Source organism: Paenibacillus sp. NPDC101420, from assembly GCF_050277435.1.
Classification (GTDB): Bacteria; Bacillota; Bacilli; order Paenibacillales; family Paenibacillaceae; genus Paenibacillus_AQ.
The window spans coordinates 151,812-165,067 of sequence record NZ_JBNNSE010000001.1 but is presented as its reverse complement, the minus strand read 5'-3'; the positions used below and the strand labels follow the sequence as shown (position 1 = coordinate 165,067).

Below are 13,256 nucleotides of genomic sequence, written 5' to 3'. Positions count from 1 at the left end.
ACCGGTGTTAACCGTTAAATATTTAAGTGAGAACATTTCTGTTTGTTGTACAGAATAGTTCTAATTTAGGGTGGTACCGCGGCTCCTCGTCCCTTTTCGGACGAGGGGTCTTTTTGTGTCCATTTAGAAGAAATATTTGTATCCCTGCAAGGCTCGGTAGCTCAGTTGGTAGAGCATAGGACTGAAAATCCTAGTGTCGGCGGTTCGACCCCGTCCCGAGCCATCTTAATTTTAATAGCAAGCTTTCTATAAAAACAGCCTGTCCGACCATTATGGTTAGACAGGTTGTTTGTTATTTCATCTTAATTTGAAAAGTTTAAGGAGTAGATTAATTATGAAATATGTAAATGCAGATACAGTCTTCCCTAAAGAGTTACTACAAGAAATACAGAAATATATAAACGGTGGTATGGTCTACGTTCCAAAGCCTGAAGAATTACATGTAAAATGGGGTGAGAAGTCAGGGAGTAGAAAATATTTGGAATCAAGAAATATTGAGATCTGCCTGAGGTTTGCTGCTGGTGCAACCGTCGACCAGCTCTCAGGTGAATACTGTCTTTCTAAAGATAGTATTAAGAAAATTGTTTATACTAAAAAATAGCCGGTCAACCTTAGGGTTGACCGGCTATTACATTTATTTGAAGCGTTAACTCGCAAATATATGCTTACCAATTTTTAAGTTCTGAGGACGAGTCCAGATCCATGCGCTAGTAGCTGTATCTGGATTGAAATAATAGATCGAATTGTTTGTTGGGTCCCAACCTCGGACAGCATCAAGAGCAGCTAAATAGGCAGTCCGGTTTGGAGTAAGCCAGTATTGACCGTCAGATACGGCTGTAAATGCGCCTTTTTGAAATACAACGTCTTTAATATTGTCTGGGAATTGACTAGATTGTATGCGATTCATAACTACAGCGCCAACTGCGACTTGACCTTTATAAGGCTCACCGCGAGATTCACTATAAATGACTTTCGCCAGAATATCCATTTCCTCAATACTAAGCGTGTATTTTTTTAGAGCATTCCAAGTTTTTGTACCAGTAACTCCATCGGCATTTAATCCGTAGGCCTTTTGGAATTTAGCAACGGCAGCTTTCGTTTGTGATCCATATACACCATCTAAAGGCTGAGTATAGAAATTCAGAGTTTTTAATCGATACTGAAGATCCCACACATCTCCAGAAGAACTCCCTACGGTTAATACAGGTGCAGCACTAGCAGAACCGATCATAGTAGCCATACTTACCAGACCCAAAAGAAGCAACAAAGTGAATATTTTAGTCTTCATTGTAGTAGCCTCCTTTCAGAAAACATTATAAATAACCTTCAATAACTGAGACAACACTCATTTATTGGTAATCTAATAATCCATTTTACATTTTCGAAAATACTTCATTAGGTTTGTGATCTTATGAAATGGGTAAATGAATAATCAGAGGCACATCAACATCGGAGGTTTTATATATGAAAAAGCAATTATATCTATTCATAATCGCAGCTGCACTCACTTTAAGCGCATGTGGTAATGATAATAGCTATGGCAATAAGATAATGGAAGATACCTCACATTCCAGTTCAAGCGTCGTACCTGAAAATTTGAAAGTGGCAGAGAATCCTACTTTTAAAATAGGAAGTAAAGCGATTATCCAAGCAGAGCATATGGAAGGTATGAAAGGGGCAACAGCAACGATAGTTGGAGCTTTTGATACCACTGCGTATATCGTTTCTTATAGGCCCGCAACAGGTGGATTTCCAGTTACAAATCATAAGTGGATTATTCATGAGGAAATCAAAAAAGCAGCCGACAAACCCTATGAATCCGGCTCGGAAGTCATAATGGAAGCTGACCATATGAAAGATATGAAAGGTGCAACGGCTCAAATTAACGCAGCGGAACAAACTACGGTATATATGATTGATTACACACCTACTACGGGTGGAGATAAAGTGAAAAATCATAAATGGGTAACGGATGATGAGCTTTCAGCAATAAAGTAACCAATAGAAATATAAGCTCAAAAGTAATGAAAGATGATTAAGGTAGGAACTGTCATGGACTTTGTTAAAGTTCTAGGCTGCTCCTACCTTTTTGATTGCTTCTTTTATTGGTAGTGAAGTGTTAAAATATCTTTATAAAGCACTGCTATACAAAATATACCATTTTAATTGATGTTTTCTTAGAAGGTAGGAGCGTGATTGAAATGCCTAACTGGCAGGTGGAATTTGATGAAGAAATGCTTAAACAAGCTGCACAACAGATTCAAGTCGATTGGACAACGATTAAGTATATTGGTGGCTTTGAAAATGTTGTCTATAGCTTTCCAAAAGATGATCATGAATATATTTTACGTGTAACACATCATTCTCATCAGGAGCAGGAGATGGTCATCTCTGAACTTGACTTTATGGACCATCTTGCAAAGCATGGCGTGCAACTGGCTCCCCCCATTCCCTTTCAGGATGGCAGTTTGGTACAAACGTTAGTCAAAGATGAAGAAAGATTTATGATCTGTGTGATGGAGAAAGCACCAGGTGGTCATGTTAATGCTTCCGATCCCTATTGGGGAACGGAGCTTTTTGAGCAATGGGGTGAGGTAACAGGAAGAATGCATGCTTTAGCTCTGCAATATGAGCGTCCGGAGACTGTTCTGGCAAGACCACATCAGGGTAAGCTAGATTTTGACTTTGCTAACTTTGGTACTGTTGAACAGCAGCTTTTTGAAAAGTTGCTTCAAATAAATGATCGGATTAACCAGTTGCCGCGGAATCGAGAAGGCTATGGACTATGTCACCGTGATTTGCATCCGGGTAATTTCTTCGTGCATGAGGGGCAGATCACCGTGTTTGATTTTGATGATTGCGGATATGACTATATGGTGCATGATATTGCCATTGCCGTTTATTACTCGACTATCTTTGGGGATCGGCGAAAACCGGAGGTAGAGCAGAGTAGAACTTCTAGTCTTGCGGCAGCCATGCTGACCTCTTTTATGAAAGGGTATAATCGAAAGTATGCACTCGACAATAAATGGCTAGAAGAGCTCCCGCTCTTTATTGAGAAGCGCCGACTGGAATTAGTGCTTTTGTTATTTCAAGAGTTTTCGGAGACACAACATGAAGAGAATAGAGTGTGGCTTGCCCGCAATATTCACGATGCTCTAAATGACAAAGCTTGTTTAGAGCTTTAATGAGGGAGGTATCCGATATGACAACCCCCAAACATATTCTTTCCGCAGCTACCGTTGTATTCAATGATCAGGGAAACCAAAGAAGAATCGGGTATTGATATAGAGATTAATAAGTTCTGCGGAGTTTTTCAAAATGTTGATCGATCTATTTGTACTAACCTATTTCTAGGGAAAGCCATCGGCGGCGAACCTGCTACTAGTTCCGAGAGCTTAGAAGTTGGGTTTTTCTCGATAGAACAAGCATTGGAAATGGTCACATGGAAAAACCTCAGACTGCGGCTGGAGTATTGTCTAAATGATGATGCGCAGCCGTTTTACGTAGAATTACGGGGCACAGAAGTTGAAAAAATTATTATTACACATCTGAGTTAATGTTGGGAGCACAATGGACAAATGTTACGATCAACCATTCATACTTTTTTTATTTTATAACATTTTCACTTGATTACAGAACTTTTCATATGTTTACAGCGTCTTACTTATGAACGATAAATCGACGGTAAGGACTGAAACATTATGAAAGACAACACGAAGCTTTTCAGAAATAATATGAGGAGCCAGTCTTCTATACAATCTGTAGGCGGCAGGCGTTATGTGCCAGGAATTGATGGTCTAAGGGCTTTATCAGTACTCGCTGTAATCGCATATCATTTGAATCTGAATTGGGCTGAGGGTGGACTTCTCGGCGTTGGAATATTTTTTGTAATCTCCGGATATCTCATTACTGACCAAATCATTAGCCAGTGGGAGCGGCACCGAAGGCTGAACCTTGTAGACTTTTGGGTTCGTAGGGCGCGGAGGCTGTTGCCTGCGATGGCCGTTATGCTTTTTGTGGTTGCCATATGGCTTTTAATTATAGAACCATCAAGATTGTTTGGGCTCAAGGGTGACTTTATGTCTTCCTTATTTTATTTCAATAACTGGTGGCTAATATTTCATAATGTTTCCTATTTTGAAAGCTTTGGCCCACCATCTCCAATTGGACATTTATGGTCGCTTTCTATTGAAGGACAGTTTTATATTCTATGGCCAATAGTTCTCATCATCGTGATGAAAATCGCTCGTCGGCGAGGTAAGCTTATTGCATGGATTATGGCTTGCGCAGCAGTCTCTGCTTTAGCCATGGCATTGATCTACGTACCGGGGACTGATCCAAGTAGAGTGTATTATGGAACAGATACCCGCTTATTTGCGCTTCTCATTGGAGCAGCACTTGCAGTTGCTTGGCCAAGTCAGAAACTTAATGATAACGTCTCAGAACCGGCTCGGCGTGTGCTTGATATTGTAGGGGGATTAGGACTCATTCTATTATTGGTACTTTTTAATCAGGTTAATGAGTTCGATGATTTACTTTACCGTGGTGGGTTTTTAGTGATTTCTTTGATTGCAGCTGTAGTTATTGCCGTTCTAGCTCATCCTGCTAGCCGTCTGGGGTCGATCGTAGGCTGTAAACCTTTGCGTTGGATCGGGCTGCGATCATATAGCTTGTACATATGGCATTTTCCAGTCATTATCCTTAGCAGTTCGAATGTGAGTACTGAAGAAAGCAGCATGCTTCGGATCATCATTCAGGTAGCAGTAAGTTTTCTTCTAGCTGCATTGTCATATAAGTATGTGGAGGAGCCCATTCGTCGAGGTTCATTTAAAGAAACTTGGAAGAACATCAGTGTAAAACGAAGGGGTGGTCTTCGTCCAGGCTTCTTAATGGCTATTATTGCTGTGATTCTTATCCCAATCGCATGCAAAGGTTATTTGTTAAACGCTGGATCGGATACGTCTGCGATCGAATCGGCAGATTTGCAGTATGAACAACAACAACTTCAACAGCAAGAACAACGACTGCAGGAGCAAGAACAACAAGATATGGGAAGAAAGAATGATCCCGCAGATCATAAAGCGATAGACGAAAATGTAACTGATAAACCATCAATACCAGCCTTGGCAACAGCTACAACTGAACCTGAAGTGAAAAAAGCTGATACTAAGGTGGGAACTACAAATACAGAAATAGCAAAGCCTGAATCAGAAGTGAAAAAATCTGTTCCTGAAGAAAAGAAACCTGTGGCTGAGAAGAGTCAAGCTGGAACGGATGTTACGGCCATTGGAGATTCTGTCATTTTGGATGCAGCACCATACCTTTCAGAGGAATTACCTGGCATTGTCATCGAGGGAAAGATCGGTCGGCAGATGGCTAAAGCTCAGGAGGTAGTGGATCAGCTGAAAGCTCAAGGCCGGCTGGGCAAAAAGGTTATTATCGAGCTTGGGACTAACGGATCCTTTAGTTCAAAGCAATTACGTAATTTACTGGATTCATTAAGTGATGCTGAGCAGATTTTTTTGGTCAATACACGGGTCCCAAGAAAATGGGAGAATAATGTGAATCACAATATTTCAAAAGTTTCCAGTGAATATAGTAATACGACCGTAGTAGACTGGTACTCTGCAAGTGAAGGAAAAGACGATTATTTCTACCAAGATGGTGTGCATCTTAAACCAGAGGGCTCCAAGTGTTACGCCTCACTTCTTGCGAAAGCCTTGGAAAGTAAGTAAGAATTAATTGAATCTCCAAACTTTTTGATATTATATTTTAATAGACCGGCAAGAGAGTTCTCTCTTTGCCGGTCTTTATTTTTCGTAAACGAATAATCATTGAAAAGCTAATTAATTCCTAGTCGTAGATAAAATGCTCCACAACAGCCACAGTCTTCGTTATGTCAGGATTAGAATTGTCGATCACCTTCACATTAGAACTTGGAAGCGGCCACTTCACACTGCGGTTTCCAAATGATTTGCGAAATTCATCCCAATGCTGGAACTTCCATTCATCTAATGGTGATTGTCGATCGTGAATTCGTGTCCGATACAATTCCTCATTGGCTAGTTCGACCAAGACAACTTTAACCTCAACATCTTGCAGCGAACGTCCGATTCGAGATAACTCACTGCTGATCCAGTCAGGGGTGGCAGCTTCTTTAGTAAATGGTCCAACCACAAATGCATCTACATTCAGGCCTATATTGTCTAGCGCTGCGTCCATCGTAATCCGGTAGCCCAAATCACGGCATAATCTTTTGTAATCGGCAGAGTCTCTATCTGCCGGGTCCAATCCGTGAAAGGTCATGATGGCGTCAGCCGCTGGACGTAATAGGATATCCATATCAAAGAAGGGTACTTTACGCCGGGAAGCGATCGCTTTAGCTAATGTCGTTTTTCCTGCCCCAGCTGGCCCCAGAAAAAATACAAGTTTGTTCATCATTGTCTCTCCTTAGAACCTCAATTCATTGCTACAGTCTATCTCTAAATATTATCATATAAAAGAAGATGAGTAATCGCCAGCGTAAAATCCTCATCTACCGTAGGTTTTGAGAACCTGATGTATTTCGCATTACGGTCCATAATATGATATTTTTTTGCTTCTCCATTGAGTTTTTGTGTAATCCTGCTTATAATATAGCGAGAAAAATAAGAAAAAGGTGTCCATAAATGAGCATATTAAATGTAGAAGGATTAAGTCATGGTTTTGGAGATCGTGCGATCTTCAAGGATGTTTCATTCCGTCTTCTAAAAGGCGAGCATATCGGATTATTCGGCGCTAACGGCGAAGGTAAATCCACTTTTATGAATATTGTTACAGGAAAGCTGCAACCGGATGAAGGTAAAGTCGAATGGTCCAAACGGGTGCGTGTTGGCTACCTCGATCAGCATGCAGTGTTGACCAAAGGCATGACCATTCAAGATGTACTCAGAGGCGCTTTTCAATACCTCTTTGATCTTGAGCAAGAGATGAATGATATGTACGGCAGAATGGGTGACGTGTCGCCTGAAGAGTTGGAAAAGCTGCTTGAAGAAGTTGGTACGATCCAAGATACGCTTACAAATCAAGATTTCTACATGATCGATGCGAAGATACAAGAAACCGCGCGCGGTCTAGGCATCACAGATATTGGATTGGATCGTGATGTAGCTGATCTTAGTGGTGGTCAGCGTACCAAAATCTTGCTTGCGAAGCTGTTGCTTGAAAAACCAGATATTTTGCTCCTAGATGAGCCTACGAACTATCTGGATGAGCAGCATATTGAATGGCTGAGACGTTATCTTCAAGAGTATGATAATGCATTTATTCTGATCTCACATGATATGCCTTTCTTGAACAGCGTTATCAACCTGATCTACCATATGGAAAATCAAAAGCTGACTCGTTATGTGGGTGACTATGAGCAATTCCAGCAGGTCTACGAAATGAGAAAACAACAGCTTGAATCTGCTTATAACCGTCAAAAACAAGAAATCGCAGAGCTGAAAGACTTCGTTGCACGTAACAAAGCAAGCGTAGCTACCCGTAACATGGCAATGTCCAGACAGAAGAAGCTCGACAAGATGGAAATTATCGAGATTGCAAAAGAGAAGCCAAAACCACAGTTTAACTTTAAAGAAGGTAAAACTGCGGGCAAGATGATTTTCGAAGCAAAAGAATTGGTTATCGGATATGACACACCGTTGTCCAGACCGCTTAATTTGTTAATGGAGCGTGGACAAAAGATCGCGTTGGTCGGTGCGAACGGGATCGGTAAAACCACCTTGCTTCGCAGCATCTTAGGTGAAATCCAAGCATTGTCCGGTTCGGTAGAACGTGGATACCATCAAGAGATTGGATACTTTGAGCAAGAAATGAAAGAAGGCAATTACAAGACTTGTATCGAGGAGATCTGGGATACATTCCCATCCCTGTCACAATTCGAAGTACGTGCTGCCCTTGCCAAATGTGGACTGACCACGAAACATATCGAAAGTAAGATTGCTGTTCTAAGTGGTGGAGAAAAAGCTAAAGTGCGTCTATGTAAACTCATTAACAGCGAGACGAACATTCTCGTATTAGATGAGCCGACGAACCACTTGGATATCGATGCCAAAGATGAACTGAAACGTGCGCTGAAAGCATATAAGGGAAGCATTCTCATGATCTCTCACGAACCAGATTTTTATCAAGACATTGTCACCGATATCTGGAATTGCGAAGATTGGACAACAAAAGTATTCTAATAAGCAAATCTTTATTGAACAAGCCTATGAGGTGTTAACGAATCAGTTACGCTTTATAGGCTTTTTTATGGATAGTGGGGAGGGTCTATGTGTTAGAGAATAAAATGGATCAGCTTAACATCAGTGTTCAAAGAATTTTTGGAGAACAAGAAATAGAAATAGTCGATTTCACATGTGAGGATTTAGATTATAAAACACCTAACTTTACAACAGCGGGTATCTTTCATCTTCAGGGTATCGCACTAATTAATAACGAGCAGCTTCCATGGTCAATCATATTAAAAATCATTAAGTCTGATAGTGTAGAAAAAGAGGATCCAGCACATCACAATTACTGGCGACGAGAAGCCCTAGTCTTTGAATCTAAGATTCTGGATGAGCTTCCGGGCTCAATCCAAGCTCCTAAGTGTTATCTTGTTGAGGAGCAAGTAGATGGTACCGTATGGTTATGGATGGAACGAATTGAAGGGGAATTTGCACATGCGAAGGAGCAGTTTGATATTATCGCTGAACGGTTAGGCCGATTTAATGGAGCTTATCTTTCAGGAAAGAACACTCCTAATAACCAATGGATATGTAGAAGCTGGCTTAGATCATGGACTACCGCAAGTAAAATGTATGCACCTAACCCTGAAGAATATATTCATCAATTACATAGAGACAATGACCGAAGCCTTTGGGCTTGGTTCCAAGACTTCACGAAGCGGATAGACAGTAACTTGAATGCTCTCCATCGCTTGCCGCGAGTATTAGCCCATCAGGACCTCAGTCAAATGAATATGCTGTTAACTCAAAACGGAGAGTTAGTCTTGATAGACTGGCAATTTATGAGCTTATCAGGTTTAGGTGAAGATCTTGGTAAAATGTTTGGCGTAAATATGAGTCTTGGTGTAATTCCTATCCATCGTTACGAGGAATTTAAAGAGTCTTTATTCCATTCGTATATCAAAGGATTAAAGGCTAGCGGATGGCAAGGGGACGAATCCCTTGCAAGATATGGTTATTGTTTAAGCACTGCTTTACGTAGTGTCTGGGAAGTGCCACAATACTTTTCTCTAAATGCTCAGCTACAATCTGACCTGTTAAACGCTAATCTTCAGGAGCGGGTTAATCGGCTAGAGCAAATCATTATTATTCATCAAAAAATGACGCTAGAAGCAGAGACATTGAAATTATGGATAACATAGTTCTTAATTCTCATTAGATATGAAAAAGGAGCCCCTATTAAAGGAGCTCCTTTTTGCTACACCTCAATAATGATGGGGAGAATCATTGGACGTCGTTTCGTTTTTTCGTACAGGAATCTACTTAGGGTCTCCTTGATGGTCTGCTTGATGATATTCCACTCGCCTAGGTCAGCCTCACTCATCTTTTGAAGGGTGGAGGTTACAAGCTTGTTGATCTCCTCCATTAAAGTTTCTGAGTTACGGACATAGATGAATCCTCTGGATATGGTATCCGGCTCGTTTAATAAACGTCCATCTTCTTGGCTTAATGTAATCACTGTAATCAAAATACCGTCTGCTGACAGCTGGCGACGATCGCGAAGAACGACATTACCAATATCTCCAATCCCAAGGCCATCCACTAGGGTTTGTCCAGCTGCCACTCGGCCAGATTGGCGGACGACACCTGATGATGACTCGACGATATCTCCATTTTTTAGAATAAAGATATTATTGGGGTTAACACCAACTGCCTCTGCTAACAAGCTGTGATGATGTAGCATACGGTATTCACCATGAATCGGTATGAAATATTCAGGTTTCATCAAGGTTAACATTAACTTAAGCTCTTCTTGGCTTGCATGCCCAGATACATGAAGCTCGCTGCGTGATCCATAGATGACTTTAGCGCCCAGCACGTATAAATTATCGACGATTCTAGATACATTGCGTTCATTCCCGGGAATGGGATTAGCTGCTATCAGAACGGTATCTCCTGCCTGGATTTCCATCTGCCTATGACTTGCGTTAGCCAGTCGCGATAACGCAGCCATGGGCTCTCCTTGACTGCCTGTACATAATACAGTTACTTGCTCTGGAGGGAGTTTGGCAGCTTCTGTAGGCTCGATCAGCATGTTATCTGGAATGCTCAAGTACCCGAGTTCCTGGGCTACTCGGACAACATTAACCATACTTCTGCCAAGTAAGGTTAATCTACGATCGGTTAAACGAGCAGCTTCAATGATCTGTTGTAGACGGTGTACATTTGAAGCAAAGGTAGAGATAAAGATTCTACGGTCAGCTTTCATGAATGCTTCTTCTATATGAGCGCCAACGAGTTTTTCAGAGGGGGTGAAGCCTGGGCGTTCTGCATTGGTACTCTCTGAGAGCAGGAACTTTACACCATTTTTACCGATGTCAGCCATTTTATGTATGTCTGGATACTGCTTATTAACAGGGGTCATGTCAAATTTGAAATCCCCTGTATGAACAACGGTCCCTTCTGGGGTGTCGAATACAACACCAAGGCAATCCGGAATACTATGATTGGTATTAAAGAACGTTGTAGTAATCGCTCCTAGCTGTAAAGTAGACTCAGAATCAATGACATGAAGCTTGGTCTGACGTAATATTCCGTGTTCCCTCAGTTTATTTTCAATTAGACCTAAGGTTAACCGAGATGCGTAGATCGGAAGATTTAATTGTTTGAGTAGATACGGAATTCCTCCAATATGATCCTCATGTCCATGTGTAACTACTAATGCTCGAATCTTATCAAGATTACTTAATAAATACGTAACATCAGGAATAATGAGGTCAATCCCCAGTAGACTTTCGTCTGGAAATTTAGAACCGCAATCAATGACAATAATATCATCTGCATATTGCAGGAAATACATATTCTTACCAATTTCATTCACACCGCCTAATGCTGCAATCCAGAGCTGCTTTGCTGCCACTTTCATTAAAGTCCCTCCTTTTATAAATTCACCTATATTATGTATGAAATCCCTTATAATTATCCTTTCATTGAGGTGGTACAATAGTATAACAATAGATTGATATTCAAAAGTTAGGGGACAGATTGATCATGAACATCAGAAGAATACAAATGAAGGATAATTATGCAATCGAACAGATTATTAGGAACTGCCTGATTGAGTTTGGCGGGAATAGGGCAGGGCTTGCGTGGGAAGATGACAGCCTGCATCATTTATATGAGTATTACAATCATAGTGATAATCAGGCCTATTGGGTTGTAGAAGAAGATGGAAATATATTGGGCGGGTGTGGCATTGCGCCTTTCGGCAATGAGGGCGACATATGTGAGTTGCAAAAAATGTACTTATCTCAGTCTGTTAGAGGTAGAGGGATATCTTCCGAACTCTTAAATACGGCTCTGGATTTTGCCAAGCTATATTACAACAAATGTTATTTGGAGACATTACAGAACATGCATGCGGCTAACCGTTTTTATATGAAAAACGGCTTCGAACTTTTAGATGCCCCATTAGCTGGCTCAGAGCATTTCGCATGTGATGCTTGGTATATTAAAGAGTTAATTTAATTATGGTTTAGTAAGCCTGGATTAGCAGGCTTATTTTTTATTTGACATTAAAACCGTCCAGACGGTATAGTAAATATTAGGGGTGATCAATGTGAACAGTAATTCTAAACGTAAAACTATTTTATTGGCGGCTTCCACAGTTGTTAAAAATAATGGAGTAGAGAAGCTTACGCTTGAAGCTGTGGCTAAAGAAGCCGGGGTCAGTAAGGGCGGGCTACTGCACCATTTTCCAAATAAAGAAGCTTTGATCATAGGGATGGTCGAAGATCTAACGAACCATTTTTTTACCAATGTTCAAGATAGAGCAATGAGCGAAACGGTTGAAAAAGGAAAGTGGAGTCGTGCTATTACTAAAGCCATGGATGATGATATTAAAGAGGGCAAAGAGATTGGTACCGCGCTTCTCGCTGCTCTTTTCACAAATCCAGATATTCTTAACAAATTTCAAAGTCAATATGCAACATGGCAACAAAACATAGAGAACGATGGCATTGATCCTGTACGCTCCACTATCATTAGGTTGGCAGCAGATGGGTTATGGTATTCCGAAATGTTCGGATTAGGTGTGTTAGATGATGAATTACGCACGAAAGTCATTCAAGAATTGATAAATATGACGAAGTAAGGAGAGGTTATCTTTGAATTCATATGTATTACTTGCAACAGCGATCATCTGTGAGGTATTTGGCAGTTCAATGCTAAAAGTGTCTAACGGGTTTAAAAGGGTATTCCCATCCATTGGCGTGATCCTTGGTATGGGCTTAGCATTTTACAGTCTTTCTTTAGCGTTAAAAACAATTCCATTAGGTACAGCTTATGCGATTTGGTCAGGGGTGGGCACAGCTTTGACAGCTATAATTGGCGTAGTTATTTATAAGGAGAATTTTAATCGTAAGAAATTACTAGGTCTACTACTTATTATTGGTGGTGTAATCATTATGAAGCTCTCAGGTGGGGCTCATTAGAATTTGGAGGCTGCAGCATGAAAAGAAATGTAGGATATATTGCTCTAAGTATAGCGATTGCTAGCGAAGTCGTAGGTACTACTATGTTGAAAATGTCAGAAGGATTCACGCAATTACTCCCTTCTATAGGGGTTATTATTGGTTTTATTATTGCTTTTTATAGTTTATCCATAAGCCTTAGAGAATTACCGTTAAGCTTAGCTTATGCGATTTGGTCGGGTGTAGGTACTGTTCTAACTGCAATTGTGGGTATTGTTGTGTGGGGAGATCCATTTGGTATTCTTACTTTTGCCGGAATAGTATTAATAGTAGGAGGAGTGGTATTATTAAACTCTCCTGCCAAAGGTGAAGACAAAGTACGGGCCTGATAAATCAGGCTCTTTTTTTATTTTTAAACGGATGTCATAGATTCCATAAATCGCATAGTTTCGCGATAATGGTATCACTTACCTTTTCCGTAGAATTACATCTTATAGTTTGAGCTACTATTTATCTATAATGAGTGTGTCTGAAAGTGAAGGGAGGGTGTGGTTCTTTTTAATGTGCTCTG

13 protein-coding genes, 1 tRNA gene and 1 other annotated feature (1 of these 15 only partly in view) are annotated in these 13,256 nt (G+C 40.7%); of the genes, 11 read left to right on the top strand and 3 right to left on the bottom strand.

The window, feature by feature from the left end:
* Positions 1-97: a binding site (T-box leader), on the top strand; it begins 144 nt to the left of the window's first position.
* Positions 98-150: 53 nt separating this feature from the next.
* Both ACQKMP_RS00595 and ACQKMP_RS00590 read left to right on the top strand, forming a co-directional pair.
* Positions 151-223, top strand: a tRNA-Phe gene (locus ACQKMP_RS00595).
* Between the two features lie 111 nt (positions 224-334).
* Entirely contained in the window at positions 335-601 is a 267-nt protein-coding gene (locus ACQKMP_RS00590) for a CD3324 family protein (RefSeq protein ID WP_042188024.1), read from the top strand.
* A 45-nt stretch (positions 602-646) separates the two neighbouring features.
* Here ACQKMP_RS00590 and sleB read toward each other — a convergent pair whose 3' ends face one another.
* Positions 647-1,288 carry a spore cortex-lytic enzyme gene (gene sleB, locus ACQKMP_RS00585; protein ID WP_427468624.1) on the bottom strand — a complete coding sequence of 214 codons (642 nt, stop codon included), beginning with the start codon at positions 1,286-1,288 and terminating at the stop codon, positions 647-649.
* Positions 1,289-1,464: 176 nt separating this feature from the next.
* On the opposite strand from sleB, the gene ACQKMP_RS00580 reads away from it, so the two are divergent.
* The 3 genes from ACQKMP_RS00580 to ACQKMP_RS00570 all read left to right on the top strand — a co-directional run bounded on the left by ACQKMP_RS00580 (position 1,465) and on the right by ACQKMP_RS00570 (position 5,738).
* The gene (locus ACQKMP_RS00580; protein ID WP_427468623.1) at positions 1,465-1,998 is read left to right on the top strand and encodes a YdhK family protein; all 534 of its coding nucleotides are present in this window, start codon (positions 1,465-1,467) and stop codon (positions 1,996-1,998) included.
* 203 nt (positions 1,999-2,201) lie between these two features.
* Positions 2,202-3,188: a phosphotransferase enzyme family protein gene (locus ACQKMP_RS00575; protein ID WP_076285772.1), complete on the top strand. Its 987-nt coding sequence runs from the start codon at positions 2,202-2,204 to the stop codon at positions 3,186-3,188.
* A gap of 594 nt (positions 3,189-3,782) precedes the next feature.
* On the top strand, positions 3,783-5,738 hold the full coding sequence (locus tag ACQKMP_RS00570; RefSeq protein ID WP_427468622.1) for an acyltransferase family protein: 1,956 nt from the start codon (positions 3,783-3,785) through the stop codon (positions 5,736-5,738).
* Positions 5,739-5,856: 118 nt separating this feature from the next.
* On the opposite strand, the gene ACQKMP_RS00565 is transcribed toward ACQKMP_RS00570, so the two are convergent.
* On the bottom strand, positions 5,857-6,441 hold the full coding sequence (locus ACQKMP_RS00565) for an AAA family ATPase (RefSeq protein WP_076285771.1): 585 nt from the start codon (positions 6,439-6,441) through the stop codon (positions 5,857-5,859).
* A 230-nt stretch (positions 6,442-6,671) separates the two neighbouring features.
* Between ACQKMP_RS00565 and ACQKMP_RS00560 the strand changes: the two genes are divergently transcribed.
* Positions 6,672-8,228 carry an ABC-F family ATP-binding cassette domain-containing protein gene (locus ACQKMP_RS00560; RefSeq protein ID WP_042188035.1) on the top strand — a complete coding sequence of 519 codons (1,557 nt, stop codon included), beginning with the start codon at positions 6,672-6,674 and terminating at the stop codon, positions 8,226-8,228.
* Between the two features lie 89 nt (positions 8,229-8,317).
* The gene (locus tag ACQKMP_RS00555; protein WP_076285770.1) at positions 8,318-9,415 is read left to right on the top strand and encodes a phosphotransferase; all 1,098 of its coding nucleotides are present in this window, start codon (positions 8,318-8,320) and stop codon (positions 9,413-9,415) included.
* 56 nt (positions 9,416-9,471) lie between these two features.
* Here the strand turns inward: ACQKMP_RS00555 and ACQKMP_RS00550 are convergent, their stop codons facing one another.
* Positions 9,472-11,139: a ribonuclease J gene (locus ACQKMP_RS00550; protein ID WP_042188039.1), complete on the bottom strand. Its 1,668-nt coding sequence runs from the start codon at positions 11,137-11,139 to the stop codon at positions 9,472-9,474.
* A gap of 125 nt (positions 11,140-11,264) precedes the next feature.
* On the opposite strand from ACQKMP_RS00550, the gene ACQKMP_RS00545 reads away from it, so the two are divergent.
* The 4 genes from ACQKMP_RS00545 to ACQKMP_RS00530 all read left to right on the top strand — a co-directional run bounded on the left by ACQKMP_RS00545 (position 11,265) and on the right by ACQKMP_RS00530 (position 13,074).
* Positions 11,265-11,741 carry a GNAT family N-acetyltransferase gene (locus ACQKMP_RS00545; RefSeq protein ID WP_042188041.1) on the top strand — a complete coding sequence of 159 codons (477 nt, stop codon included), beginning with the start codon at positions 11,265-11,267 and terminating at the stop codon, positions 11,739-11,741.
* 91 nt (positions 11,742-11,832) lie between these two features.
* The gene (locus ACQKMP_RS00540) at positions 11,833-12,366 is read left to right on the top strand and encodes a TetR/AcrR family transcriptional regulator (protein WP_052404282.1); all 534 of its coding nucleotides are present in this window, start codon (positions 11,833-11,835) and stop codon (positions 12,364-12,366) included.
* A gap of 13 nt (positions 12,367-12,379) precedes the next feature.
* Complete coding sequence (locus ACQKMP_RS00535) at positions 12,380-12,706, top strand: DMT family transporter (protein WP_042188043.1); 327 nt, start codon at positions 12,380-12,382, stop codon at positions 12,704-12,706.
* Positions 12,707-12,723: 17 nt separating this feature from the next.
* Entirely contained in the window at positions 12,724-13,074 is a 351-nt protein-coding gene (locus tag ACQKMP_RS00530) for a DMT family transporter (RefSeq protein ID WP_042188045.1), read from the top strand.
* Positions 13,075-13,256: the final 182 nt, after the last annotated feature.

Excerpts from the sequence above, each read along its gene's own strand:
- ACQKMP_RS00545 (WP_042188041.1), top strand. The coding sequence starts at position 11,265 with ATGAACATCAGAAGAATACAAATGAAGGATAATTATGCAATCGAACAG.
- ACQKMP_RS00565 (WP_076285771.1), bottom strand. The coding sequence starts at position 6,441 with ATGAACAAACTTGTATTTTTTCTGGGGCCAGCTGGGGCAGGAAAAACG.
- ACQKMP_RS00560 (WP_042188035.1), top strand. The coding sequence starts at position 6,672 with ATGAGCATATTAAATGTAGAAGGATTAAGTCATGGTTTTGGAGATCGT.
- ACQKMP_RS00580 (WP_427468623.1), top strand. The coding sequence starts at position 1,465 with ATGAAAAAGCAATTATATCTATTCATAATCGCAGCTGCACTCACTTTA.
- ACQKMP_RS00590 (WP_042188024.1), top strand. The coding sequence starts at position 335 with ATGAAATATGTAAATGCAGATACAGTCTTCCCTAAAGAGTTACTACAA.
- ACQKMP_RS00575 (WP_076285772.1), top strand. The coding sequence starts at position 2,202 with ATGCCTAACTGGCAGGTGGAATTTGATGAAGAAATGCTTAAACAAGCT.
- sleB (WP_427468624.1), bottom strand. The coding sequence starts at position 1,288 with ATGAAGACTAAAATATTCACTTTGTTGCTTCTTTTGGGTCTGGTAAGT.
- ACQKMP_RS00530 (WP_042188045.1), top strand. The coding sequence starts at position 12,724 with ATGAAAAGAAATGTAGGATATATTGCTCTAAGTATAGCGATTGCTAGC.
- ACQKMP_RS00550 (WP_042188039.1), bottom strand. The coding sequence starts at position 11,139 with ATGAAAGTGGCAGCAAAGCAGCTCTGGATTGCAGCATTAGGCGGTGTG.